The organism is Nitrosospira briensis, from assembly GCF_900115125.1.
In the GTDB taxonomy this organism is placed as follows: domain Bacteria; phylum Pseudomonadota; class Gammaproteobacteria; order Burkholderiales; family Nitrosomonadaceae; genus Nitrosospira; species Nitrosospira briensis_A.
The window spans coordinates 166,349-193,145 of record NZ_FOVJ01000004.1 but is presented as its reverse complement, the minus strand read 5'-3'; the positions used below and the strand labels follow the sequence as shown (position 1 = coordinate 193,145).

Here is a 26,797-nt window from a genome sequence, read left to right as displayed (position 1 = left end):
GGCGGCAGTACTATAATGAGACGCGTCCCGACTCTGCATTGCAGTGGGCAACTCCCGCTGAATTCGCCCGCCAGGCAAGGGAAAATGCCTTGTCCCGCAGGCAAAAAGAGCCGGGATTTTCTACTTTAGACCGTTGCTGATTTTGGGGGCGGGTCAAGCAAACCAGGATTCTACTGCACCACGTAGCTAATTACGGAGGGCAGGTCAACCCGGGCAGATTTTCAGGATTCTCCGCACTATTATCAAAATTGACTACGTCTGAAACTGTTGTCATGCTGCAAAAGTAGCATTCAAATTTCAAGAATGACTTGAGATTTCCCAGTCTATACTGTGACAACGTCGGATATTTCTGTGGCCGCCTGAGGGCAATCTAGGTGATAGTTAGGTGTGCACATTTTTGTAGAGGGAGCGCTTTTTGTGTCACGTGATATAAACTCCGTTCGAGCCTTGATTCAAAGTGTTTGCTCTCAATATCCGACAGTTAGTGCCGCTCTATTTCATCGCTCTGCAAGTGCGGGTTGTCAAGCGATCCTGTGCGCTGCAAACCTACCTAAATCAACTCTTGATGTGTGGGAGGATTTCGGGAAGGCAACCGTTGCGTTGTACTGCGCTCGGGGCATTCTTGGAGGTGTTTCAGACGGTTCTCCTGGAGAAGCTAGTCGCATGTATCAATCACTTCAGCAACCTTTCTTCACGAGATTAGGACAAGCACTTATTCAGGCAGACCTGGTGGCGTTCGGGAATGGAGTAACAGATACAGAGCGGTTATCAAATCGAATACATACTGAAATTGCATCGCAATTTATTGGTGCTTGCGCGCACTTGGCTGGCTACAACTTTGTTGCCAGTACTGTTCTGCCTTCACTTGCTTCACTGCGGGACTTTTCGGTAAGTGTCGCTAAGGACAGTAAAAGCATTCTGCAGGAGGCCACGCAGGCGCAGAGGCTCGGTGTGCCTAAATATTCTTTACTAGAAAAACGCGGTGAAGCGCATGACGCAACCTTCATCGTCCAAGCCGAAGTACCATCCGGAAAGAAAGCATGCGGTGAAGCGCGTTCAAAAAAGTTGGCTGAACAGGAGGCCGCAGGTGCTCTCCTGAGACTTCTGTTTCCTAGGCTGGCAGACCAACGGTCCATTCCAGTTGCACCCGCTACTGACATTCCAAAACTTGCAAATGCAATAGAGAAACTACCGAACGATGTCGAACTACGCGCCTTAGCGGGTAGCCTCTCACTTCCGACCTGGGCAACTAAGCTACTAGGACTAGCATTCGTACACTGCAGTTATCCAGAAGTCCGACAAACACCAACCTTTGGGCGAAGCAATAAGCTACTGGCGTTCCTTGGCAGTTTCGTTTTGCAATGGGCTATTCGGGACTTCATTATCCGAACAAGCACTATAGAAGATATTCAAGAAACTGGAGGGCTTGCGAATCGAAGCGCTGCCCTAAGTAATCAAGACGCGTTCGAACAAATCTGCAAGAAAGTACTACCTAAAGACGCGTGCTTGGTCGGCCACGGGGAAAAATCTCTGCGCGCAAGCATTATTGGCGAGTTTTTTCAGTCCTTTATGGCAGTTGTTTTTCTTGCTCGAGAACAGTCAATTACCTCGTCTCTAGAATTATTGAAACGCATTCCAGACCTCGATCACTATTTACGCTCAAATTTAGCTACCCAAAAGACACGAGACAACACACTGTCTCCAAAAACTTTACTTAACGAGAGGTGCCAAGCAATCGGTGTAAGCGTTAGATACGAAACTAAGTCGTCAGTGGGTGACACAGTCTATGTTAAGCCGGCCGTTTGCTTTCAATCACCAGTTACTGAAAAGGACCTTTGTATCGTCTTTCCAGAGAAAACGTATTTAGCGCATGAGTTCGAAGGGAACCGATCAGTTGAGAGCCAATGTGCCCGTACTCTACTAAGTGAGTTTAATATTTTAGTCGGGGCGTACTCTTTAAACGCTGAGCATCCGTCTTTCGGGTCATATAAGAGTATTCGCAAATGGTTTTCAACCCATCTGGTAAAAACATTCCAAACGGTCAACAAGGAGAAGTTCGGCATATGGCTGAAACGTATGGGCCAGACTGACGTTCTAGGTCTCGATTCAGCAAGTAAGGGGAACTTTCAGTCATTCCATGGGATACTCTCTGGCCTGCTAATTGAGGCTGACGGCGGAGAAGACAATGACTTTTCAAGCTTCTATGATCTTTTTGCACAAGCTGGTAGGGAGTCACGCCAGCAGATACTAGTGAAATTTCTGGTCGAGTATCTAGATCGATTGCAGGCACTGCTTAACCAACTTGATCCTCTATCAGTCGAAAAACCCTTTCAAGAATATGAAGAATTTCGGAAGCTAACGGAATTCGCTACTGCTTTCAAATTACGTGGTCGAGCAATTTGTTCGGTCGATGTTTCCGATCTAAAAGAGCAAGTAGAGATAATTTTTCGTCGTCGACGATTTCGAGTGGAGTCGCTAATTCCCGTTGGTGCGGTTATACAAGAGCCTCAGGGTTCCCATTTGGCATTAATCGATCTGCTAACAAGACTCCTTGAGTCTCTCGGAAATAACGAAGGTATAATTCAATTTTGCTGCATGGATTTCTACTTGCGTCTATCCATTTCCGTGCGAACGCATACTCCGATTGATTTAGAGAAACATTTCTTGAACAATCCGGTGTGGTGTGCACTTAATGAATTGCTACCTATCACTAGCGTTACTGATTCTGGCCTGACAATTGAATTGTTGATTCCCAGTCTTCCCAGCACAAGACTTGACAGTATCGTCTGGCAGTGCTGGGGAGCGTACCACCAGATGGAAGAATTGGATTCACGGGCCTATGATTCCATTGCGGCAACTCTTCATGATATGAAGAATGAATTGCTCGCCTTTTCCGATGCTGCACAAAGAGCAAGAATTGCCAGTGAGATGCGTGCACGCTACTCATTGGCGGCTGATGGCAGCCGCCATATCGATGCAGCCAAAGAGAAGATTTCGGGCATCCGATCACTCGCGCGCTCCTCAGTGTCACTTGAGATCGCCCCGCTAGAACTTGGTTCGTTCATACGGTCGGTGGTCTCAGAGACTTGGGCTCTTGTCCCAGAGGGCATCGCCTTTATTCCGCCAGGCATTTCTGGAAAATTTGTCTTATGGTCCAGTGAATCTGGATTGCGGTCTGTTCTCTCCAACCTGCTACGAAACGCCGTTGAAGCGAGCGGTTCTGAAGGCAAAGTTGCCTTTGAGTACCTTGTAGATCCTACGGAAAAGACAGTAACGTTTGAAATTACTGATTCCAGTTCAGGTTTTACAGACCAACAACTTGCGGCGCTGAATAGTGGACTGGCGCTCGAGTCGTCGAAGAAAAGTGGTCAAGGCATAGGGCTTCTTACAGTTTTGGTAATCATGAAAGAGCTACATGGAAGAATTCGATTCGAAAGAATGTCGCCTGGCGGTAGCAGAGTGTTTTTCGACCTTCCTTCCTTGGAGCCGGCAGTTTCTAATGCCGCGGGCGAAGACGAGGTCGCTGTGACCGATGTAGCGGAATTCGAAAAAGTTATGCTGGAATGAAGATTCTTTGGGTCGATGATCAAATTGATGCTGCTCAGACATTCGCGAGCATTCTCTCGTCTAACGGTATTGATGTCGAGTTTTCATCAGACGGAGAAGATGCACTCGGAAAGATTATGGAGTACTCGTATAGCCTTATCTTGATGGATCTTGCTATGCCGCCCGGGCGTTGGGGAGGGTTGTGGCTTTTGGAAAAGCTTAAGCAGATTGACTCACCGCCACCAGTAATAGTTGTTTCTGGTGAAGGATCACAGCAAGAGACAATCCAAGCAATTAGGCTGGGTGCCTCCGATTACGTAACTAAAGAGAATTTACCGACCGAATTACTCGGCCAGCTTCAAGCTGTTCTTGCTTCAGATAGCGCTGAAGTTGATGCCATGAGGGTTATGGCCGGCGGAGAATGTAGTTCCGTTGAGTTCAAGTCCACACTTCGTTTTAACCTTCATGCAAAGCGTCCTGACTCAAATATCGAATTGGCTGTCCTTAAGTCCATAGTCGCCTTCTTAAATGCAGCAGGTGGCACCGTTATCATAGGAGTGAAGGATGACGGGGAAGTGCTTGGAGTTACGCTAGACCAATTTCCGAATCTGGATAAATTTCAACTCCATTTCTGGAATCTCGTTAGAGATACGATTGGTCCAGAGTTTTCAGAGTACATTGCGGCCGAACCGGTGAAAGTGAAGGGCGTGCCAATCTTTGTGATTCGCTGCAGCCAATCTAGCCGCCCAGTATTTCTGAAATGGAAATCACCCGGTGAGTCGAAGGCCCAAGAGCTTTTTTTTGTTAGGGCCGGTCCTCAAACGGAGCAACTCGGGACTCGTCAAGCTTTGGCCTACATCAACAGCCACTTTACTGAGTCATAAACAGCTTGCAATCGCAAGACAAGTATCGATTGGATTTGGCAACGGTGACTGGAGTTAACCCTTTTTCGTAGACGGTTAGGGACTTGATTCCCAAGCTTGCGTTAAGGTGTGCTCGGGCTCATTACGTGGAACATCTGGTTCAGGAATAGAAGTTGATCTCCTTTCGAAGTTAACGGGTGAGAGATATCCCAGCGCGCTATGGCGCCGCCTGGGGTCGTACCAGCCTTCAATCCAGGTGAATAATGCCAGGCGGGCCTCGGTACGGGTTTTAAAGGTCTTGCGATCGATCAGTTCGCACTCCAGGCTGGCGAAGAAACTCTCCGCCATGGCATTATCAAACGCATCTCGGTTGTGCTCAGGCCTTCCTTGCTCGGTAAGGGTTGACCCATATCACGAGCGGCTTGACCTACCCAATTCTGGATGGTTTGTGCGGTAACCTGGAATTCTCGGGAGAGCTCGGCTGGCGTCCTACCAGCGCGAACCAGCTCGATTATCTGCTGGCGAAATTCAGCCGGATAGGGCGGATGTGTTTTGGGCATGTGGACTCCTTAAAAGCAAAATATTAAGTGTCCACCAAAAAGAGTCAACTCCACACCTCAAATTTTGGAAGCCGAATGCAAGACCGTTCATCAAATGCAGCTTGCGAACGCGTTCTGCCGCTATCTGGAGCTTGCCATACCTATCGAAGCCTAGTGCCGCGAACCATATACGCCAGTAATATGATGTGAAATAATCAGCCTTGCATTGACAAAGCTACCGCTTTTTTGATGCCTCCTCAGTAGCTCATCATAGCTCTAGCGAATCATCTGGTCCAACTACGCGAAATATATACACCGCGCCATTGGCTCCCCCAGCGGCCACCATCTCGCCATGCCAGGCAACGCTTGTGACAATTGATTCGAGTTCAATTTGGGTGAGTTCGTGGCCGCTTTTGACTTCCCACAGTCTTATCGTCCGATCATTGCTACCCGAGACGATGTGTGCGCCGTCGGAACTAAAGGCGACACTTAACACCCAATCTTTATGCCCTTCTAGGGGAGCACCGATGGGCTGGCCGCTGGTAGCATCCCACAGCCGCAGCGTTCCATCCTCGCTGCCGGAGACGACGCACATACCGTCGGGACTGAAAGCAACGCTTTTCACTCTACCTTCATGCCATTCCTGGCAAGTGCTGTTGTCGATCCACTGGCCGCTGATATCCCACAACTGCACGATCCCGTGATCACTTCCCAAGACAACGCGCGTGCCGTCGGGACTGAAGGCCACACTTGGCACGCTATTTCCCTCATATCCTTCCAGAGGGGTGTTGATGGGTTGGCCGGTAGCAGCGTCCCAACGCCACACCGTGCCGTCATAGCTGCCCGAGATAATGCGCTTGCCATCACGACTGAAAGCAACACTTGTCACCGTACCATCATGCCCTTCCAATGGCGTGCCGATCGGTTGGCCAGTGGTGGCATCCCAAAGCCATAGTGCCGGGTTACGGCTGCCCGACACGATGCGCTTAGCATCAGGACTGAAGGCGACACTCCACACCTCCATCTCATGCCCCTCTAGCGGGCCTCCGATGGGCTCGCTGTTGGTGGCGTCCCACAGCCGCAGCGTCCCATCATCGCTGCCCGAGACGATACGCTTGCCGTCAGGACTAAAGGCAACACTCCTAACCCAATCGCGATGCCCTTCCAATAGGTTACTGATGCACGAGTTGCTGGCAGTATCCCACAGCCGTAGCGTCCCGTCATCGCTGCCCGAGAGGACGTGCTTTCCCTCAGGACTAAAGGCAACAGCTCTAACCACATCGCGATGCCCTTCCATTGGGCGGCTGATGGGCTGGCCGCTGGTAGCATCCCACAGCCGCAGGGTGCCGTCATTGCTTCCCGAGACGATGCGTTTGCCATCGGGGCTGAAATCGATACAGGTCGCTTTAACCTCATGCCATTCCAAGTAAGTGGTAACGATACACTGGCCGCTGGCAGCGTCCCACCACCGCAGCGTCCCGTCATCGTTCTGCGAGACGATGCGCGTGCTATCAGGGCTGAAGCCGAACCAGCTCCGAGTCCGCCCTAAAAAGGCGCTGATGGGCGGGCCAGTGGTAGCATCCCACGGAAGGGCGCTGATTGGCTGGCCAGTGGTAGCATCCCACAGGTACATAGTGCCATCAAGGCTGCCTGAGACGATGCGTTTGCCATCAGGGCTATAGGCGACATTCGTCACCGAATCACCATGCCCTTCCAGCAGACTACCGATGGGCTGGCAACTGCTAGCATCCCACAGACGCAGCGTCCTGTCACGGCTACCTGAGACGATGCGCTTGCCATCGGGGCTGAAAGCGATGCTATACACCGCATCCTTATGCCCTTCCACCAAGACGCCGATGGGTTGGCCAGTGGTAGTATTCCACAGACACATAGTGCCGTCATGGCAGCCTGAAACGAGGCGCTTGCCATCAGGACTAAAGGCGACACTCAACACCTCCATCTCATGCCCCTCTAGCGGGCCCCCGATGGGCTCGCCGTTGGTGGCGTCCCACAGCCGCAGCGTTTCGCCCAATTCCCTCGAGACGATGCGCGTGCCGTCTGGGCTGAAAGCGGCAGTCTTCACGAAAAGCTCATGTCTTTTCATCCGATAACCAATGGGCTGGCAGCTAGCCGCATCCCATAGCAGGGGCGTCCCGTAAGCGCTCTCCGAGAGGATACGCGTGCCGTCGAGACTGAAAGCAACCCTCACTACACTCGTATACCATTCCTGATAAGTGCTGCTGCCGATGCACTGGCCGTTAGCAGCATCCCACAGCCGAAGCGTCCCGTCATCGCTGCCCGAGACGATGCGCTTGCTATTGGAACTGAAGGCGAGAGCCGCCACCCCACCCTCATGCCCTTCCATAATCCGCAACAGGGCGCCGGGCGGCTGCATGTCAACACGTATAGGAAGAAGCCAAACGCCCCCCCGCCACCTACGTGCTGCATTGAGCAACGAAACAAACTCAGGCCCCATTTCTTGACGTACTCGGCCGAGCAACTGGGAAGCTAGCTGTTTCGGCGAGCGTGCGAGGATATGCGCTGTCATTTGCAGCGATCGCTGAAGTAGTTGCAGAGACTGTTGCTTAGCCAATGATAATGGAAGTCGCTCGAAATCTTCCAGAATGGCTTGAATACCAAGCTGATCAAGCTTGATAGAGAGCCAATTGAAGTCGAAAAGGACTGCACGTAACCTGTTCGTGTCCCCTAGTTCTATCAGATGCGCTGGCAGATGGCGTAGAACATAACGCGGCGTTTTTGAATAATCTGCCTCAAAGATATGTTGCGCCCAATGCACTAATAATTGCTGCCCCACTTGTATATCGATGGCAAAGCGCTTAGCGATAGGATCGCCATATTTGGCGTCGACCATTCTGACGTCAAGCCAGTCATGTACTGATTTGTGGAAGAACGCGAAATGTTTGTCCGAACGTAACGGTAGGAAGCTTGCCAGCTTTCTGAGAATTGCTCCCAGCTTGGCATTCTCAACTCCACTTGCGACTTGGAGAGTGGGTAGATCGAGCGGTTCCAGCGCGGCCATGGTGAGTGCAAGCACCATGCGTGCGGATAGGAAGTCCTGCTCTTCAGGGAAAAGGCGATCAAAGGAGCGTTGGTAAAACAATTGTAACCCTAGGGGGACGAGGGAAGTATCACGGCGTAATTTGATATTGTCGAGCTCTTCTTGATCCAGGTAACCCGCATCAATTTCATCAATCAATAGTTTTCCAATGAGGAAATTGCCCTGTGCGACCTCCATCACGAACCTGTAGCGGCTATTGTCCGTGACGCGTTCGCCCCCAGTTGTGGGAAGCTGTAGACGGCCGATAACATAATCACTAAGATCGTCCTTATTGTCGGCATTATTCGCTTTCAAAATCTCCGCCTGCATTCCATGCAGGCTTTCCAAGACCTCTGGGTGGTCGCGTGAGGTGGCAACAATACGCAACCATTTCGGCCACTGATGAAGTGTGCCGGCCAGCAGATCGACAATGCCCTGAGGTACGGCAAGCGATTCATCGAGCGCATCGACTACAATAAGCTGCGGGCTCGCTGGCGGCTTAGGGAGCCGGCCAAGCGGCCCGAGCACGAGTTGCTCGAACAGGGTTCGGGGTCCCACTTGCGTACCGGTTTGAGCCTTCTCGAGGAGCGTTTGTAATTCGCTTGTTGCTAAAATCTCCGCATAGGAAGGTAGATTCTCGGCAAGGGATGCCGCGATGGCTTCGACGAATACGCGAGGAGAAAGCTGGTCTTGATAGTCCCACCGGCAGCAGAACCATGCCACAATCTCCATTGCTTGCCGACGCTCGATCATTTCGGCCACGATGGCGGATTTGCCGAAACCGGGATCCCCGATAACTAGTAGCGCGTGCCCCGGACCCTTCTTTGTCCATGCATTCACCCGCTCGAATAGCCGCTTCCTTCCAACGAATCCCTTACGTTTATCAGCGAGGTAAGTTTCAAAATCTTGTGGCGTGGGGCAACGTGCGGGCCTTTCCTCACCATGAACTATTAGCCTCAGTGCTTCCGGTGACAATTCCCTAGGTGCAAGGATAGTCAGGGAAGAAATACGCTGATTGCATAACGATATGATTTCTGGCAAGGGGCAAGCATACAGAACGCCATTTTTTACTGTAATAGATTGGGCTGCTCCAATGACCTCTTTTTTTACTGGGTGAGCTCTCACCACACCCACTGCAAAGTCACCTACAAGACAAGGTGAGCCAGATAAACCGTTGAGGGGGCTTCCTCCCGCCCCTAATTCTTCGCAGAAAAGCTGTAATACTTGTGCATCGTAATAATTTGCGGCTACGTCTCTCACTTCGCCTTTTACGGACAGCGAGCCATGTTCAATCGGATATCCGAACGAGTTAAATTTTGGTGTGACTCCATCCGTAAGAGTCGCCAATAGGATGGGCCTCGCATCCAGAGGAGCTTCGGCAATTTCAAGCAGGGCCCAATCAGCATTGGTATTCCAGCAACCCTCTACGACGTGTGCATTAACAGACTCGTTTGATCCCCCGAAAAATAGCTTAATTGGTTCAAAAAAGGAGCTACCGCTGCTATGAAGCGACTTGCGATCTCCCACCACGTGCAAAGCAGTCAAGAGATACCGTTCGGAAATAAGAAAGGCGGTGCCAATGCTTCTACTCGCTAACGGACCTGCTTCGACTCGCGCAATGGCTGCTTTTGTCGAAGCTTTCATACAATTGGCTGGCCTTCCGCAAAGTCGTGAATATCCGCATGAAGAACTGTTCCTCCGCTGTCCAGCTCTATACGGACATACGTGGGCATATGTAGAAGGTATGGCTTGATTTCCCCCCTTTCCATATGATTTGCAAAACCACTCAACCATTCCAACGCATGCTCACGTTCCTGTCCAAGCTGATCATAGGGGAATCGGATTAAATCGGCCCAAGCGCCAGAGTTAAGGTAAATACTTTCCCCTATCTCAACCTTCTTTGCTAAGTGAGTGTGTCCAAACACCACGACCTTGAACCCACGATTGATCAGCTTTCGTGCCGGCTCCAAGTATTGCTCGTCCTCTTGTGAACGATCGAAGGAACGTTCATCGCGCAATGTAAAAAGAGCGGTGAGAAGTGCAGGCAACCTTGAAGCGAGCGGAGTTGAAGTAGCGGTTGTGATGATAGGAAATAAAGACATATAGTCAACAACGCCTTTGGAAGCAATCTCATCTTCAGTTCCGCCAAGGGTGGGAGGAGCCGCCCGGTTAATTAATTCCATGAACTCACTTACCTCTGGATCACTCACATGTGCGGTTAAGAGATGCGCCAGCTGTACTTCAGTTGACTCCCAACCATGCGCTGTAATATCTCCCGCATACCGAGGCTGCCCATTCGAGTTCAGTGAATGACGTTGTGCTCTAATTGCCAGTTTCATGACTTTCATCAAATGTTCACGGTACTGCGGCGCCAACGTCAAAAGCAGTGGCAAGGTCGCTTCGTTCTCCGGTTTGAGCAGATCAACAAACGGAAACTGCTCCTTTATCTGATTCATGACCGTTGCAACCATTATGCTGCCAGCTGGCGGAAGAAATGCACGTTCTTGAGCCAAATCTTCTCCACGGGATTGGGCTGAACGCGTCCTCCTGAGGCCATCGTAGTCGACCACATTCCAGCCATCGTAACGGTTCCCATGCTCAATAATGATTGAGCCGACTACATACGCCTCGCCGTCAAAAATAAAACGAAAGCGCTTACCATCGGTTTCCAGTTCTCGTTCGAGTACTTGACGCACGGGTAATAGCGACAACTCGGCGTCGTGATTGCCCAGAAGAATGGTCAAGCGGTGGCCAGCGGCCAACAGATCCTTCAGCGCGTCAAAAACGATTCGATCCCGCTCGATCATCAAGGACAGCTGTTTTGCCGCGCGTTCTCCTTCAGTAATGAATGGTTGCCATTGCAGATTGTCATCAGATTTTTCCGCGAGGAAATCCACGAAATCCCCGTTAATCACAAGTTCGCAGGGTCTCAGCGTGCCCCCTTCTTGCGTAACCCGCCGAATAAAGGTAGCAAGCAGTGCGGTCTGTGTACAAATTCTGAAACCCCGAAGGGCCGTTTGATGACTAGGCGGATGTTCGCCACCAAGGTGCAAATCGGAAATCACGAATATGCGGTGCGGAAAGATTTGGGGCAGATTAAGGGTGGCGATGGATTTCATCAATAACTCCTCTAATTGATTTGGCATCCTCACGAGGGACTGAAGATGAAGTAATCATGACAATTCATTTGCAACCAGTTACTAAATTGAACTGTTTTCCAGGAGCCGTCAATGAATCTACAAGCGCAAAGAGATATTTCCCGAAAGCTGGCAACGTGGCTTTTACCTGCAGACATTTCGGAATTTCAAGAGAAACGTATTACCAATGGAAATGGGCCTTTGCAGCACATGGGGAGAAGGGGCTTATCAACACCAAGCCCTGCCCTGAAACTCCCAAGTTACATACGCCGCTCACCATCGAGGAGAAGATCCTCTACCTGCGCCGCACTTATCATTTTGGCCAGGTAAATCAGCTGGTATCTGGCTCGTTATCACGACATCAAGATCTCTTCCGGTGGGGTATACAACGTATTGAAGCGCCATGGCCTCAATCGCCTGCCTGATCGGCAGCGCAAAAGGTCGATTGCGACCATCCGCTATGAGAAACAGGTGCCGGGTCACCACGTGCAGGTCGATGTGAAATTCCTCGATTTCAAGACTGAGGAAGGCCGCAAGATCCGGTATTTCCAATACACCGCAATCGATGATGCGACTCGCATTCGCGCCCTGAAGATTTATGAGCGGCATACGCAACAGAATGCGATCGACTTCGTGGATTACGTCACTGCCAAGTTCCCTTTCAGGATCAATACCGTTCGCACCGACAATGGTCACGAGTTCCAAGCCAAATTCCACTGGCACCTAGAGGATGCTGGCATACGCCACGCCTATATCAAACCGCGAACACCACGATTGAATGGCAAGGTGGAGCGCTCGCATGGAACAGACCAGCGCGAGTTCTATCAGCTACTGACCTATAAAGACGATGTTGATTTGCATGCCAAGCTGGCTGAATGGGAGGCTTTCTATAACTTCACAGGCCTCATGGCAGCGTGGGCGGGAAAACACCGTACGAGCGTCTAGTCGAAAAAATGCGATAATTTTATCGGTCAGCCGAAGTTGTTTTCATCACACTTGAATCTCTATTGCTTACAAACTCTCTTCCTTGCATCCAGTATGCGTTGAGCCAGATCCAGGTTACCCGACACATGGAGGTGAGCATTCTCACGATACTTATTCGGTTTGTGCGCCTTGAGCAGGAATATGCCTAATGTATCGCTATATTCCCTGACAGTGCCGCATTCCATACCTTGGTGAAATACCGGCTTTACATTGCCTTCAAAGGCACGCCGATGCGCTTCATCCTCCTGGGCATCGATGCCCAGTTGCTTCGCCTTGTCCCATGCTGCCGCGAATTCTGCAAAGGCATCTCGCCACTCGTACACGGTGATACGAGCTACCCCGATCGCCTTCGCTGCCCTGCTAACATTGCAGGTTTCTGCCAGAAGGGTCAGGAAAGCCATCTTCTTTTCTTCACTCATTTTTAGATTCATGAGAACACGCTTTTTTCACGTGTAAGGTTCGAGCACCCATAATATCGCTCGTTTCAGCCGGGATGGGCACCGCACATTCAAAACATTTATAATTTTTGTGTCTGCTTTCATCCTCACAACTCTTGGATGAACCGACCCGAGCCCCCCCCCAATTCCGCCTCAGATAAACACTTCCAGTACTGCTGTTCCCTCTGTTCCCTCCTTAGTTTCTATAATTACCCTGAGAGATATAATCAATACTAAAAATACCTATACTATTTACTTATTAAGGTAGGAACAGTGGGAACAGTCTCGAAATGCGCTTGGTCAGAGGCTTTGCGCGTTCCCTATGAGGCAGACACGATGGGAACAGTAGGAACATACACCCAAGAAGCCTTTCCTCCAACCCGTTTCTTGACACGTTTATAGTTTAGATTGCCCATGATTCCGCCTATTCGCATTTCCTCAGCCCTGCCACAGAATTTTATGTCCATGTCAAGAGCACCTCGGAGTATTTCGTGTGTCCGTAAAAATGGCAGCGTTGAGGGAACTCCTGTGATATGAATACCCTTTTCCAACCAATGCGCTATTACCGGCTCCCATGGATCATCTAACATATGTTCCTTATGAACATAAGTAGCTAGCGACTCTGCCTCTTGGTAATCAATACCACCAGAAAGGAATAATTCGCGAGCTTCCGCCCAAAGCTGTGGGCAATCCCGTGCGATCCGATCCACATCGATTGATTGCTCCACGCGAATCGGTAGCCACCGTCGATTCCCGGTTTCATCTGCCAGAAATTCTTGTTGATTCGTAGTGCCAAAAAACAGAAGGCGCCGGGGATAAATCGTGTTGAATTCTCGGTACTTGGGAGTCCAATCTTCTTGTCGTTTGGTGATCAATGCCTTGACGTGCTCGCTATCCCTGGATTTAAGGCCTTTCAACTCAGGAATTTCCGCGATCAGGCGCCCGCGCATCTTGCGACTCAGATCGTCATCTCGTTCACCAAAACTGATCTCGGTAAAAAACTTCGGGTCTGGTGCGATGGCTGCCACCGCACTCGACTTACGCGTGCCTTGCCTGCCCACCAGCACAGGAGCCATGTCGGCTTTACAACCCGGACTGAGTACTCTTCCCGCCAACGCAGTCCATAAGTAGCGGCTCACCGCACGGTGATAAGGAGTACCTTCGACCCGTATATAAACCTCAAGGAAAGTTTCTACCCGCTTCACGCCATCCCACTTCAGACTATTCAGCCATACCTGTGCGCTATCGAATGGATGAGTGTTTGCTACCAACAGCACTGCATCGCGTGTCAACTCCTTGGTAGGAGGCCTGAACCTCATCCGTTCGAGGCTGATGCGCAACTTGGTGTAGTCAGGATCTTTGAAGGGGCTCCAATTCACGCCCTTATCAACGCTGTACATGATCTCATCCCGGAAGGCGTCATAACCGAGCGCCATACCGCATAAATCAGGCCGCTCTATTGCCTTAACCATGTTATCCATGGTGAGGCGTATTGCACCGTCATCGTCGTAAAGAAAAGATGGGTAAGGACGCTTCGCTGGACTATGACCCTCAGTGACTACATTATCAAAATCATGTTCAGGGGATTCATTCCAGCCATGCTTGCGAGCTTCACGATAAATACTAGCTGCAGTCACCGGACGTCCAGTACCGGGCTCGTGCTTGGCGCGTGCCCACAATTCGTTAATCTCCCTTTCGTCATATTCATCCGCACGGCAGAAGAAGGAATGCGCTAATGCCAGTCCTTCGGGAGAGCCACCGCTGGCATGATGTATACCAAATACAAAGTTCAAAAAATATGTGTACCCAATCCTGTCACTCCCTTGATATGGGATGCCATTTAGAGCAGAACTCAGTTTCGACAGCTCTTTTTCCACCTCCTCTACTGATAAGGGAATCTTGGGGCGATACTTGGGTAGAACCACCACTGGAACATCAGCTGATATCATCCAATTGATCAGATGAGCTTTGGATTTGTCCATATCATCGAGTGTCGATGCCGCCAAAGGTACCGACCGACCGCCCAGGGGCAAGATGAACATGTTGCCAAATCTGCCTTCGGCAACACCATTCTGCTTGGGAAACACTTCCACCTTCCCTTGCGCCACTCCCCCCAGTTCCATCTGAAAAGCCGGCGGACTTCAATGCCTTTCGCAGAAAACACCTTACGCTGAATGCATCCTGCGGGTTTGCCCAAATGACGTAGAGGTGAACACCCTGCCCACCGGATGATTTGAAGGGGATGGCTGATGCTCCCAATCGCTCGAGGGCCTCGGTAACTTTCAGAACAGCAATTTTCATCTCAGCCCAGGTGAACTCTCCTTTATGGCTGTCAAAATCGAGAAGGCCAATCCGGGTCACCGATGAGCCAGGTTTGATAGGTGCAACACCGTAACGGGGACCGCCATTAACGTGATTTAACAGTTTGGCCTCGGTTAAGGGTTCTTTTATACTCCGTGGCGGCTGGCGGTGGTTTACTACCCAACAGACATCGGTACGGACGCGGGTAACTACAGGCTGCAGTGCAGCGATGAGTGAATTGGAAGTCTCGCTTACGATATTCATTCTGCTACCCGACCGAACGTTCTCTTCTATAGGATATTGAGGGATGGGTGGGACAGGGCCGTTCATGGCAATGCTCTTTTATTTGCCATTGAATAGCACCGCGTCTGCTGTTGTTTTCCCGCCTCCCATTACGGGTCAAGTTCCACACGTCATGGATAAATTTCCACCAGGCAAAGCGGAAAGTGGTTGACGAACGTTATCCAGAACACAACACCACCGATTATTCGGCGACATATCCGAATCTTTTCCGTTGGTGCCAGCGTATGCCCAACACTCGAGGGAAGACATCGGGGTTCTGTAAGGTCCCATGCTGTTCTCCCCCGTTCAGAGCTTCCTGCGGAGCTCGCCCACGTTCCAGGCAGAGATCCGTTCAGAAAGCTTGCAGGGAGCAGGCAGGTCGCGCCGCTTGACCATGCGTCATAAGGTTGAGCCAGAGCAACCGAAAAGTGCTTCAACTACCGGTTGCCGGACATGTGCTGAATCAGGGAGTGAATTGAAATGTTTCAGAGCATCGGGAACAATGCTCGCTGAAGTGGGACGTGCCATGATGTGCGCCTTTTTGAATGAGACGCCGCCATGGTATGGCTTCCAAATTTTTTGTATAGGCTGAGAGAGCTGAGGGGGTAGGGGCTCAGGGGGTGAGCCCCTACCCGGAGACCCGCATGGATACTAATTATAGGGGTTCAGCCCCTTTCTTCTTTGGATCGTGATCTTCCGGCTTGATTATAGTGAAAATTGTTTCGGCAATCTGTCGGGATACCTTCAGTCCTGCATATGCACCTGTAGACGTGATCCACTCCACGACCTCTTCCTTCTTTGCGTCAGGGTCGCGCCGCGGATTATAAAAATGGTTAATGGTTGCCTCTAGGAGAGTCAGCCAGCGAGTCGAGTACTGCACTTCAGATTGCGGGCGGGATATTGAGGCCGTCCTAGATCGTGTTAACGCCACGGAGGGGGTGCTTGGCTCAAGAAGAGTAAGCAATGGGTTATTGTCAATGTGGGCCCTATTCTTATGTGGAAGCAACCCCTTTGACTGTGCGTATCTTGCCCACTCTCTCGGGGATGCGTTTTCCACAACAGGGGAGCGTTTTAATATCTGCAGGACATCGCCATAGCAGTCAAAGTTGGGGGTGAATAATCCAAATGCTAAATCCTTATATTCGATCCCACCAATTACAATCGTTCCCATGTCTGCGCAATATTTCAAGTAGAAAATACGGCCTTCATGGTCGCTCCTGGGCAACATACCCGAAAGCAGGCTTGCTGCCTCCTCTGTGGTCCACATGTCACATTCACACCAAACAGGAGCGCGACGTTTGTATCTATCCTTGCCTTCGGTTGTTATCCTTTGATACTCCTCCTCATTAGGGAGTATGGGCGAATGTCCAGATAGCGGTTCACCGCCTTCTACAACATGAAATCTGTAACGTCCTTTATCGGAATAAAGCCCTTTCATTTTTCCTCCGGAGGATGGATTGCCAATATGAGGAATGGGAAGCCGGGTTGCTCGTGCCGTTCGGTAGAACCATTTCGCAAGTGAGGCACGTATTCAGGATTCGAACTCGCATTCAAACTTGGATTCGAACTCGCATTAATCCCGAGATTTAAATTCTCTAGGTTAGGAGCACTCTTTTTTTGATGTGCAAGACACAAGTACCCGTCTGTACCTGGCTGCTAAATTTCCCCCAATCGCGCATCATCAGGCGGCGTTTCTCGAAAAGATCACCTCGTCGATAAGCAGCCTCCACCTTGTCTCCGATGGCGTGGGCCAAGGCCATCTCCGCCACATCCCTCGGATTATTGGTGCGCTCACTGCACCAATCCCTGAAAGTGGAGCGAAAACCATGCGCCGTGATGTCACCACGCTTCATGCGCCGTAGTACTGCAGTCAAGGTCATGTCCGACAGTATTGTTCCCTTGCTGTTGGGGAAGATCAGCTCATGGGTACGTGGCAGGGATTCAAGTAAGGTAATTGCTTCCTTATTCAGCGCCACACGATGCTCTCGCTTGGCTTTCATCCGATCAGCCGGTATTGTCCAGGTCGCGTCAGCGATATCGATCTCGCTCCACAAGTCGATCCCTCCCCTGGTTCCTGGACCGAGGCGTGGAATAAAACCTTTCCTCTTTTCCTTTTTGACACCAATTTGCCAGCAAGAACGTCCCTCAAATGTTACGGTTGCAACTTTCCGGAAACATGAGTAGTCTTACACACGTATAAGTTCGTCAACCAAGGAGACGTCATGCAACCTGAACTACGATATTCAAGCCGGACCGCGCAAACGGGACTTGCTCTCGGCCGCAACAAGGTCTTGCGCAATACATACTGGATGCTTGGCTTGACCATGATTCCGACGCTGTTCGGCGCCATGATCGGGATGAGCACCAACTTCTCTTTCCTCGCGCAAGCGCCGATCATGGGGCCGCTGGTGATGCTGGCCGTGATGATGGGCCTGCTGTTTGGAGTGAGCGCGACACGCAACAGCATGATGGGGATCGCGCTGCTGTTTTTATTCACTTTCGTTGCTGGTTGGTGGCTGGGGCCGATGCTGCAATATGCGCTTCATTTCAAGAACGGCGCGCAGATTATCGGAACAGCAGCCGCAGGGACCGGAATGATCTTCTTTACGCTGGCAGGGATAGCCACCGTTACAAAGAAGGATTTCGGCTTCATGCAGAACTTCCTGTTCGTGGGGCTCGTGCTGCTGATCATCGCGTCCATTGCCAACCTGTTCTTCGCCATACCGGCAGCCTCACTCGCCATCTCGGCAGTTGCGGTGCTGTTGTTTTCGGGCTTTATCCTGTTTGATGTAAGCCGTATCGTCAACGGGGGAGAGACTAATTACGTTATGGCAACGATGGGCATTTACCTCAGCCTGTACAACCTCTTCACCAGCCTGCTGCACCTGCTGCTGGCTTTCTCTGGAGAAAGAGACTGACGCGCTGAGTACTAGCACTGGAGAGTTCTTTGTATGAGAAAAGGGCGGCTGGCAACAGCCGCCCTTTTCATTTCTGCTCTTTCGCCCCACTAGTGGTTTTTTCAAACAGGGCGATCGATTCGACATGCGCGGTATGCGGAAACATGTTTATCACGCCCGCGGCCTTCAATAAATATCCGTTCCGATGCACCAGCACACCTGCATCGCGCGCGAGCGTAGCCGGGTTGCAGGACACATAAACGATACGCCTGGGCCTGATCTCTTCTTTTGCGAGGGAAGTCACCGCAGCGATGGCGCCTTCGCGCGGGGGGTCAATCAGCATTTTGTCGAAATACCCCTGCTGTTCCGTCCAGGCTTCATCTATTTCAAACAGGTTGGTTTCGATAAATTGCGTGTTGCGCGCAAGACCATTGCGTTTCGCATTTTCACCGGCGCGGTGAACCATGCCTGCGCTGCCCTCAAAACCCACGACTTGCGCGCCGCGTCGCGCGATGGGCAGGGAGAAATTCCCCAATCCACAGAACAAGTCCGCAATGCGCTCCCCCGCTTTCGGATCGAGCAGATTCAGCGCCCGCCGTACCAGTACGCGATTCGTGGAGGGATTTATCTGGGTAAACTCGGTAGGATGAAACGGCATGACGACATCGAATTCCGGCAGAGTGTAATTCAACTCAAGCGCGTTTTCCGGATAAAAAGGGTAAGCCGTCGCAGGACCGCCAGGCTGCAAAAAAAACTGAACGTGATGCTGATCGGCGAACGCCTTGAGTAATGATTCATCCTGCGGAATCAGTGGTTCCAGGACGCGCAAAACCAGCACATCCACATCCTCGCCCAGCGACACCTCGATCTGCGGCAGACGCTCGCGGATCGACAGGCCTTCCACCAGTTTTCGCAATGGCATGATGAGCCTGGAAATGCGTGCGGGCATGATTTCGCAAGCCTGCATGTCGGCCACGAAACTGCTGCGCTTTTCGTGAAACCCGACCAGCACCGCATTTTTTTTAACAACATAGCGGACTGATAATCGTGCGCGATACCGATAGCCCCAGGCTTCTCCATACACAGCAGGCAATATAAGTTCGGGCTCTACCTTGCCAATATGCTTGAGATCATCTTCCAGAACACGCTGTTTTGCCGCCACCTGGGCACGGGTATCCACATGCTGCAGGCTGCACCCGCCACATATCCCGAAGTGGCGGCATTTCGGCGCCACACGCACAAATCCCGCCCTGAGAACTTCCCCAACCTGCGCCAGGTCAAAGTTTGATTTTTTCCGATATGCGTTGTAAGTAACCAGTTCACCGGGCAGCGCACCCTCGATGAAGATAACCTTGCCTTCGGCGTGAGCAACGCCACGGCCTTCCTGATCAAGGGATTCGATGACAACGGCGGCAGGCTTATTTGCGCCTGATCGCTCCCGAACCGGAGGGCTCATGCAACCGGCCAGGACCACTGGCCAAGGAACTCCTGCCAGTGAGATTCGGAAGACTTGCTCAGGGTGAAGTGCACCAGCTCGCATTCGCGTTGATACTGTTCGTTATCGAAAACTCCTCGCATGAGCTGAAACCTTAAAAAAACAAGATAGGTATTCACCACATCGGTTTCGCAGTAATTGCGGATGGCGGCAATTTCGCCATTCTGGAAGGCGCCCCAGACCTGGGAGCCATCCATCCCGATCTTGCCGGGAAAACCCATCAGCTTCACCAACTCGTCCAGCGGTACATTGGCACGCGGCTGATACAGCGCGAGTATGTCCATCAAGTCGAGATGGCGCGTATGGTAGCGGCCAAGGTAGTTGTTCCATTTGAAATCGCGGTCGTCATCGCCCATATCCCAATAGCGCCGAGCCTGAAGGCCGTGGATCAGGCTGCGATAATGGAGCACCGGCAGGTCGAAGCCACCACCGTTCCAGGAGACCAACTGCGGGCTGTACTTCTCTATCCCTTCGAAGAAGCGCCGGATGAGTTCCGCCTCGGAATCCATCGGGTTTCCCAGCGACCATACTCGAATATCATTTTTGTCGCGCAGCACGCAGGAAATCGCCACTACTTTTTGCAGATGCAATTGCAGAAAGTCGCTGCCGATAGCCTGGCGGCGCGACTGAAACGCCATATCGGCAATATCCGCCGGCGCAAGTTGCTGGGGAAGGTCGTGAAGCTTGCGCAGTCCCTCTATGTCGGGAACGGTCTCGATATCAAAAACCAGTATGGGAGTCACGCGTGGGATTTCAAAGAAATTGGTAAGCTGGCGTTTGCCGGGGCTGCAGGATTAAAGCCTTATTTCTTATTTTCTGACCCAGGAACCGCTTGCGTTCTGATACCACCATCCTGGCCGAGCCAACTGTATCCAGCGCTGGCCAAAAGTGGAACGTATATCCCCTTCCCATTCTGGATGGCTATTGGCGCGGGCGATTTCCCGGTAAAGAGCATTCCTGTCCTGGTTTTCAGCCGCAATCAAGGTGTTGACCGGTTGGCGTGCCGACAATGGCAGGGCATTGGCGTCATGCATGGCAATAAGGCCGTCATGTGTAAGCCCTACAGCGCCTCTCGAATAATATGGCTCGAGCTGCTTATGGCGCTGCTGCATGCTTTGCTTGAGGCTTGCAATCGCCGGAGTGTCAATTTCGATATTTGCCTGGGTGTAGCCGGAAAGCGGCATCATCGATAGCAGCATCAGCAGTATCAAACGGAAAAGAAAGACCGGATTAGCCATGATATTCGCCTCTACTGTTGCGGTGGCAGCGGTTGCTGCGACTGTGTGGAAGGTTGCGGCGCGATGTCGGAAGGAGTGGATTTATCCCCACCCTCCTGCCCACCTCCCTCCGGCTTCTTGAGTTGCCATACTTCTTCTATTATCTTGTCTGCTGCTTTCTCGGTAGCGGCAGCGGGGAAATAAATATTAATGGTGACACATCCCGATAGCAGTGTGCTCGCCGATATCAACAGCCACGCGTGAAAACTTGTGTTTTTCATATCCATCCTAATTAATGATGGGTTTGGGGCTAACCTGAGTTATTCGCTGCAGCCGGCTCACCAATTCCCACCAATCGACCTCGCGATTATAGCCTATCACTGTAATAGCCGGGATTCCGCCGCCCTTGACGATAAGATAACCGTTCGGCATGGGCTCCGACGCTATCCCGTCCATGTGGCAAATCCCATTGCGTAATGAACAGCTCCAGCCAATTTTTGAATAGCCGAAATCATCAAAAAAATGCAGGAAACTGCGCTGAATTGCAGCTGCGGCACCCATCCCGCCTAAAGAGGAGATATTCTGTACGGCGGCCTGGCTGATGCGGCGCGGATAATTGCCGGGGCTGCTTGTGAGGCTCGCGTCAAACTTTACCGGTTTCCAGTTAAAAAGCTCAAGATCATGCATTGCCACATCCAGGCGGCCCTGCATATTACCGAATGAGAACGTACCCGTGAGCAGGTTGAGATCGAGATTGCGCATATCCACGTCCGCCATAAGTGTTGCGGCAGGCCCCATGGGGTCGAGCGCCTTCAGATTCCATATCAACACTGTGCCGTCGAACACCCTGACAAGCAAGGCGCCCTCCACTTCGACGGTTGAGCCATTGTAGCTGACCCTTGGTATCTCGCCGGATAAAGTACCGTGCATCGGCTGGACTCCCAGCGCTTCGGTCAGCTTCTGCATGGAGATGGGTGAGAGCCCTCCGCTGAATTGCCATTGCCACTCCTGAGCCTGGCCTTCTTTCCTCGACGCGCTGAAGTTCTCAAGCGTCAGCGTGCCGTCGAGCACGGGTACCGTCAATCGCGGGATGCTGAGATTCCACCCTTCCATTTTCAGCGGAATATGCAGCTCGCCAATCGGTATCCGGCCTAACTGACTACTTTGGATGTGGATATCCGCAGTGGTTGGCTCGTGCTTTCCATTTGCGCCTTGCATCTGCCAGGGAATGCGGGCATTGACGCCGCTAAATGCGAAGCGCCCGCGCTCATCCTCCACCGATACATCGCGCAAGTTGACGTCAAGCGATTCGTGGGCGCTGTTCCGGTAACGCCATCTTATTCCGGCCTGCCCGGCAGCTTTCAGATCGGCAAAAGGGGTATTCGCGAGAAACGGTTTCAGCACCTGACTGAACAGCATGGATAATTCGAGATTGTCGGCACTCAAATCGAAATCCCGCAACGTGTTCGCTGGTCGCTCGATCACACCTGATAAATCCATCTCGCCGATACCAGAAAGGACAAGTTTACCCTCGACAATGCGGACGATATTCTCATTCAATTCGCCACTGGCGGTAAGACGCTGGCCCTGCGCGGAGAAATAAAGTGGCTGCCAGAACACTTCACCGCTCGGCCAGTTCACATCAGCATTCCACTTCCATAAGTGGCCCTGCCCGTCCCCTTTACGCACTGCCTTTGCGTTGATTTCGCCACTGATATTTTCGCCAGCATGCAAACCAGTCGCGTCACTAAACCCCAGCCCATCCAACGCCAAGTCCGCATCAATTCCGGCGAGTCCGTCGCCGTCACCGTGCAGCTTGATCGAGCCATTGATTGTTCCTTTTCCCTGAATCGGCGTGGGTAAAATTTCGTTTTCGCCAACCGGTAAAAATTCCGCAATCCGTGAAATATCCCCGTTTGTAACGGTCAGCATACCCCCCCAGGAAGGCTTTCCCCAGTGTGCTGATAGCGTCCAGCTTTCCCTACCCTCACTGGATGAGGTTTGGATTGTTACGTCGAGAATCTTATGGCGGGAAGAAAATTGGAATGATATGAGTAACGGCGCTGACCTTGCCGACGTCAGCACGCCCTCATCACAGCGGACCAAGCCATTATCAATCTGAAATTTATGGCAGGAAAAACGCAGGCCACGCCAGACTTTTCCCTGTATCGCGACTTCATCAAGTTGTATGTCCAGCAATGATTCTTTTGAACCGGTCAGGCTGGCTTGAACCCCTGCGGTATTTAGAAGGGGACTGCGAACATCATCGATCGACAGGGTAATTACAGGATCCGCGTATGCAAACGAAGTAACAGCAAAGAATACTGGCAATATTATGACGAACAGCCTTACCATATAGCCCAAGGTCCACCGTATTAACGCTCCCCTACAGAACCGGGCATTGCTCATGCAATGACGGATGACGTCACGCCATTTCGCCAACCGAATGCATGAGATGCGTCGAAACGCTACGTTCAGGCCGGAAAAACACCTGTGGAAAGGTAACGATCGCCGCGGTCGCATACGATTGAGACTATGGTCGCGTTTTCTATTTCCGTGGAAATCTTGAGCGCCGCCGCCATTGCGCCTCCTGAGGAAATCCCGGCAAAGATTCCTTCCTCGCTCGCCAACCGCCGTGTCATCTCCTCGGCTTCAGCCTGCGAAACGAGCACAATGGCATCTACCTTGCTCGCATCATAGATTTTTGGCAGATAGGCTTCCGGCCATTTTCGGATACCGGGAATTTGCGCCCCTTCTTCCGGCTGAACACCGATAATCTGAACTCCCGGGTTTTTTTCCTTGAAGTACCTGGAGCAGCCCATAATGGTTCCGGTCGTGCCCATGCTACTCACCAGATGGGTAATTCTTCCTTTAGTATCCCGCCAGATCTCGGGCGCAGTGCCCTCGTAATGTGCCCGCGGATTATCAGGGCTGGCAAATTGATCAAGAATGATGCCTCGTCCCTCATCGCGCATGCGGTCGGCCACATCCCGCGCTTCTTCCATGCTGCCCTCTTTTGAGGTCAGTATGATTTCCGCACCGAAAGCCTTCATCGATTGTCGCCGTTCTATGCTCAGGTGCTCAGGCATTATCAGCACAATGCGATAACCCATCACCGCCGCTGCCATCGCCAGCGCGATACCGGTATTGCCGCTGGTAGCCTCGATCAGCGTATCGCCCGGCTTGATATCACCACGCTCTTGCGCACGCGTAATCATCGACAGCGCCGGACGATCCTTTACCGAACCCGCCGGATTGTTACCCTCCAGCTTGGCGAGGACGGCATTGCTGGTATTACCCGGCAAGTGCTTGAGTTTTACCAGCGGCGTATTGCCTACAAAATCTTCCAGGGCTTTGTACATGACGATGTAATTTGCAGAAGGATATGCGGGATTATCGCACACGTTCCGGCTCGCGCGACGACGGGATGGCAGGATGGGGGGGTGCAAGCTGCAACCCATCGCATCAACTGATGGGTTGCGCTCTGCTCCACCCATCCTACCGATACATTTGGTCGTTACCGGATAGCGGACCTGCTTTCCTTCTTGAGCGTTGTCGTGCCGCCAACAGTAATATCCTTGCGAAGCCGTTTCATCGTTGCCGGGCCAATGCCTTTGACATCTTCCAGATTGCCTGGTGACTTGAACGACCCTTTTTTCTTGCGATGATGAATAATGGCTTTAGCCTTAGCCGGGCCGATCCCCTGAAGTGTTTCAAGCTCGGCTTGAGTTGCAGTATTGATGTTGACAACCGCATAAGCTGGGCCGGTAAAGGCGAAGAACATGACAAGAAGCAGGAATACTTTGTTCATGTCTTTTTTACAGTTGGGTAGGATGTATTCAGAGAGATGATTTAACTTCGAGTGCTTCCCCGCCCCGCAAAGGAAGCATCAGAGTGAAAAATAGCATCAGCAACTTCTACTTCTCTCCCAGATCTATCGTTAGAGTAAATTACGGGATAAATGCAGAGTTAAGTGAATTATTCGTCTTGGTTAAAATGATGGAGTTTAAACGTCGTCGATCCCCGTTACAGTTGGTGGCTTTTGACTAATATTTTTACCGGGGAATCGCAGGTAACCTTCAAAACGGAATATCGTCATCCATATCATCAAACCCGCTGCTGCTTCTGGCCGGGGCTTTACTACCAGAAGATGGACTCGGCGCAAAACTGCCCTCATCCCTGTCCGCTCCTTCATAACTGCTGCTCCCCGGCTTGCTGCCCAGCATTTTCATGTCAGTGGCAATAACGTCGGTGGTGTATCGCTCAACCCCTGCCTTATCAGTCCATTTGCGCGTTTCCAGCCTTCCCTCGACATAAACCGGCCGGCCTTTCTTCAAGTATTCCCCAGCAATCTCGGCTAGTTTGCGATAAAAGGTGACGCGGTGCCATTCGGTTTTTTCCTGCTTTTCGCCGTTTTTGTCTTTCCACGTTTCCGTGGTAGCCAGCGTGATGTTCGTCACTGCGTCGCCATTGGGCATGTAACGAGTCTCTGGGTCTTTGCCGAGATTGCCGATGAGTATTACCTTGTTGACTGATGCCATTTAAGCTTCTCCCCCCAATAATTGAACAACGCCTTGCTCGTCAAAACCGCTCATATCCACTTTCAGGTATGCCACGCCTTCGCTCGCCAGCACCAGCGCCTCATGCACACCGGGAAGTGCGGCCAATTGGCGTGATAGCCCGCTAGCTTTGCCTGTATCCATTTCCTGCACATGATACATTCTGGTACGCACGGCGGCAGGCGCTTTCATGGTGGCTGCAAACACCAGCCATAATGCCAGGAGGATACCGCAGAATGCAAACAGCGCAGAACTGCCGTGGTGCTGGTATAGATAGCCGCCGGCAGTTGCGCCTACAAAAGCGCCGAGAAACTGGACACTACTATAGATGCCGATAGCCGTGCCTTTTGCGCCAACTGGCGCAATCTTCGAGATGAGCGAAGGCAGCGTGGCTTCCAGCAGGTTGAATGCGGCGAAGAACACCAGCAATGCAGTGGCGGTGCCCCATAATGAATCGGACGTATACGCCAGCAATACCTGGCTCACCAGCAGGACGGCAATTGAAATGACGAATATTTGCTTGAGCTTTGCCTTTTTCTCGCCATAAATGATGGCCGGAATGATCATGATCATGGAAACAAGCAATACGGGCAGATATACCTGCCAGTGATGGTCTGCCGCCAGCCCGGCGGTGCGCAACGATAAGGGCACAACCAGCCACAGCGCCATCAACACCGCGTGCAGTGCAAAGACGCCGAAGTCCAGGCGCAGCAGTTGCGGATCACGCAATACGTTACCAAAACGTCCGACGGATGCCTCGGTGTCGGAATGAAAACGGCTGATTACCGGATCGGGAACGATTCTTGAAACCACCGTCATCGCCACCAGCGCCAGCACGCCGGTCATGACGAAAATGCCCGGCACGCCAATCAGGCGATTTAATGCGGGCGCGATAATCAGGGAAAGCGCAAAGGTTGCGCCTATCGTCATGCCGATTGCCGCCATTGCCTTGGTGCGATGTTCTTCACGGGTCAAATCGGCGGCAAGGGCCATTACCGCTGCGGAAATCGCGCCCGCGCCCTGAATGATGCGGCCAAAGATAACGCCGTAAATATCGGTGGCGGAGGCTGCGATAAAACTGCCGACAGCGAACAGGATCAGTCCGACGTAAATGACGGGTTTGCGCCCGAACCGGTCTGATAACCAGCCGAAAGGAATCTGCAGTACCGCCTGGGTCAGTCCATATGCGCCGAGCGCAATACCCACCAGGGTATAGTTGCTGCCACCGGGTAGATGCTCGGCATAAAACGCGAATACAGGCAGAATGATGAACATCCCCAGCATGCGCAAGCCATAGATGCCGGCGAGCCCGGCGGTCGCGCGCAACTCTATCGGTGACATTTTCTCGTGGGGGGATGAGGACGACATGAATCAGATTGGGAAAACGCGGAAAGTTGCGTATATTAACAGGTTTGACCGGCACTCAGATAGCCCAGCCTCAGGTTGTTCCGGCTGCCTCTTGTTTCTAGGGCAGCCTGGCTA

Annotated in this window: 19 protein-coding genes and 3 pseudogenes; 4 read left to right on the top strand and 18 right to left on the bottom strand. The window is 51.8% G+C overall.

Annotation, left to right across the window (positions count from 1 at the left end):
• Window positions 1-417: 417 nt before the first annotated feature.
• A complete protein-coding gene (locus BMZ14_RS10460; RefSeq protein WP_143071959.1) occupies window positions 418-3,567 on the top strand; it encodes an ATP-binding protein in 3,150 nt (1,049 codons plus the stop codon).
• Window positions 3,564-4,430 carry a response regulator gene (locus tag BMZ14_RS10455; RefSeq protein WP_074797278.1) on the top strand — a complete coding sequence of 289 codons (867 nt, stop codon included), beginning with the start codon at window positions 3,564-3,566 and terminating at the stop codon, window positions 4,428-4,430. Before BMZ14_RS10460 ends, BMZ14_RS10455 begins: the two co-directional genes overlap by 4 nt.
• Window positions 4,431-4,505: 75 nt before the next feature.
• Here the strand turns inward: BMZ14_RS10455 and BMZ14_RS10450 are convergent.
• The 4 genes and pseudogenes from BMZ14_RS10450 to BMZ14_RS10435 form a co-directional block, all read right to left on the bottom strand.
• Window positions 4,506-4,820: pseudogene (locus BMZ14_RS10450) on the bottom strand (integrase core domain-containing protein); the annotation flags it as partial.
• Complete coding sequence (locus tag BMZ14_RS10445) at window positions 4,718-4,969, bottom strand: IS3 family transposase (RefSeq protein ID WP_074797276.1); 252 nt, start codon at window positions 4,967-4,969, stop codon at window positions 4,718-4,720. The gene BMZ14_RS10445 and the pseudogene BMZ14_RS10450, both read right to left, overlap by 103 nt.
• A gap of 247 nt (window positions 4,970-5,216) precedes the next feature.
• Complete coding sequence (locus tag BMZ14_RS10440) at window positions 5,217-9,650, bottom strand: P-loop domain-containing protein (RefSeq protein ID WP_074797275.1); 4,434 nt, start codon at window positions 9,648-9,650, stop codon at window positions 5,217-5,219.
• Window positions 9,647-11,125 (bottom strand): metallophosphoesterase, encoded by a 1,479-nt coding sequence (locus BMZ14_RS10435; protein WP_074797274.1) that lies wholly within the window; start codon window positions 11,123-11,125, stop codon window positions 9,647-9,649. The genes BMZ14_RS10440 and BMZ14_RS10435 overlap by 4 nt, the downstream gene beginning before the upstream one ends.
• 86 nt (window positions 11,126-11,211) lie before the next feature.
• Here BMZ14_RS10435 and BMZ14_RS10430 point away from each other — a divergent pair.
• A pseudogene (locus BMZ14_RS10430) lies at window positions 11,212-12,105 on the top strand (IS481 family transposase).
• A 42-nt stretch (window positions 12,106-12,147) separates the two neighbouring features.
• On the opposite strand, the gene BMZ14_RS10425 reads toward BMZ14_RS10430, so the two are convergent.
• The 5 genes and pseudogenes from BMZ14_RS10425 to BMZ14_RS10405 all read right to left on the bottom strand — a co-directional run bounded on the left by BMZ14_RS10425 (window position 12,148) and on the right by BMZ14_RS10405 (window position 17,201).
• Complete coding sequence (locus tag BMZ14_RS10425) at window positions 12,148-12,558, bottom strand: helix-turn-helix domain-containing protein (protein ID WP_074797272.1); 411 nt, start codon at window positions 12,556-12,558, stop codon at window positions 12,148-12,150.
• A 326-nt stretch (window positions 12,559-12,884) separates the two neighbouring features.
• The gene (locus BMZ14_RS10420; RefSeq protein ID WP_218145015.1) at window positions 12,885-14,672 is read right to left on the bottom strand and encodes a VapE domain-containing protein; all 1,788 of its coding nucleotides are present in this window, start codon (window positions 14,670-14,672) and stop codon (window positions 12,885-12,887) included.
• Window positions 14,673-14,709: 37 nt separating this feature from the next.
• Window positions 14,710-15,129, bottom strand: a pseudogene (locus tag BMZ14_RS15635) (TOTE conflict system archaeo-eukaryotic primase domain-containing protein); the annotation flags it as partial.
• 673 nt (window positions 15,130-15,802) lie between these two features.
• A complete protein-coding gene (locus tag BMZ14_RS10410) occupies window positions 15,803-16,585 on the bottom strand; it encodes a hypothetical protein (RefSeq protein ID WP_074797267.1) in 783 nt (260 codons plus the stop codon).
• Window positions 16,586-16,742: 157 nt separating this feature from the next.
• Entirely contained in the window at window positions 16,743-17,201 is a 459-nt protein-coding gene (locus BMZ14_RS10405) for a tyrosine-type recombinase/integrase (RefSeq protein ID WP_074797265.1), read from the bottom strand.
• Window positions 17,202-17,369: 168 nt separating this feature from the next.
• Between BMZ14_RS10405 and BMZ14_RS10400 the strand changes: the two genes are divergently transcribed.
• The gene (locus BMZ14_RS10400) at window positions 17,370-18,065 is read left to right on the top strand and encodes a Bax inhibitor-1/YccA family protein (protein WP_074797263.1); all 696 of its coding nucleotides are present in this window, start codon (window positions 17,370-17,372) and stop codon (window positions 18,063-18,065) included.
• Between the two features lie 67 nt (window positions 18,066-18,132).
• Here the strand turns inward: BMZ14_RS10400 and rlmD are convergent, their stop codons facing one another.
• The 9 genes from rlmD to BMZ14_RS10355 all read right to left on the bottom strand — a co-directional run bounded on the left by rlmD (window position 18,133) and on the right by BMZ14_RS10355 (window position 26,683).
• Window positions 18,133-19,500, bottom strand: a complete 1,368-nt coding sequence (gene rlmD / locus BMZ14_RS10395) for a 23S rRNA (uracil(1939)-C(5))-methyltransferase RlmD (protein ID WP_074797261.1) — start codon at window positions 19,498-19,500, stop codon at window positions 18,133-18,135.
• Window positions 19,497-20,282 carry a 3'-5' exonuclease gene (locus tag BMZ14_RS10390; protein ID WP_074797260.1) on the bottom strand — a complete coding sequence of 262 codons (786 nt, stop codon included), beginning with the start codon at window positions 20,280-20,282 and terminating at the stop codon, window positions 19,497-19,499. Before BMZ14_RS10390 ends, rlmD begins: the two co-directional genes overlap by 4 nt.
• 66 nt (window positions 20,283-20,348) lie before the next feature.
• Complete coding sequence (locus BMZ14_RS10385) at window positions 20,349-20,777, bottom strand: YdbL family probable chaperone protein (RefSeq protein ID WP_074797258.1); 429 nt, start codon at window positions 20,775-20,777, stop codon at window positions 20,349-20,351.
• Window positions 20,778-20,788: 11 nt separating this feature from the next.
• On the bottom strand, window positions 20,789-21,037 hold the full coding sequence (locus BMZ14_RS10380) for a hypothetical protein (protein ID WP_074797324.1): 249 nt from the start codon (window positions 21,035-21,037) through the stop codon (window positions 20,789-20,791).
• 7 nt (window positions 21,038-21,044) lie between these two features.
• Window positions 21,045-22,688 carry a YdbH domain-containing protein gene (locus BMZ14_RS10375; protein WP_256208562.1) on the bottom strand — a complete coding sequence of 548 codons (1,644 nt, stop codon included), beginning with the start codon at window positions 22,686-22,688 and terminating at the stop codon, window positions 21,045-21,047.
• 542 nt (window positions 22,689-23,230) lie between these two features.
• Window positions 23,231-24,118: a cysteine synthase CysM gene (gene cysM, locus BMZ14_RS10370; protein WP_074797255.1), complete on the bottom strand. Its 888-nt coding sequence runs from the start codon at window positions 24,116-24,118 to the stop codon at window positions 23,231-23,233.
• A 155-nt stretch (window positions 24,119-24,273) separates the two neighbouring features.
• Entirely contained in the window at window positions 24,274-24,567 is a 294-nt protein-coding gene (locus BMZ14_RS10365) for a ComEA family DNA-binding protein (RefSeq protein WP_074797253.1), read from the bottom strand.
• 268 nt (window positions 24,568-24,835) lie between these two features.
• Window positions 24,836-25,297, bottom strand: a complete 462-nt coding sequence (gene ssb / locus BMZ14_RS10360; protein WP_074797250.1) for a single-stranded DNA-binding protein — start codon at window positions 25,295-25,297, stop codon at window positions 24,836-24,838.
• Window positions 25,298-26,683 carry an MFS transporter gene (locus BMZ14_RS10355; protein ID WP_256208560.1) on the bottom strand — a complete coding sequence of 462 codons (1,386 nt, stop codon included), beginning with the start codon at window positions 26,681-26,683 and terminating at the stop codon, window positions 25,298-25,300.
• Between the last annotated feature and the right edge of the window lie 114 nt (window positions 26,684-26,797).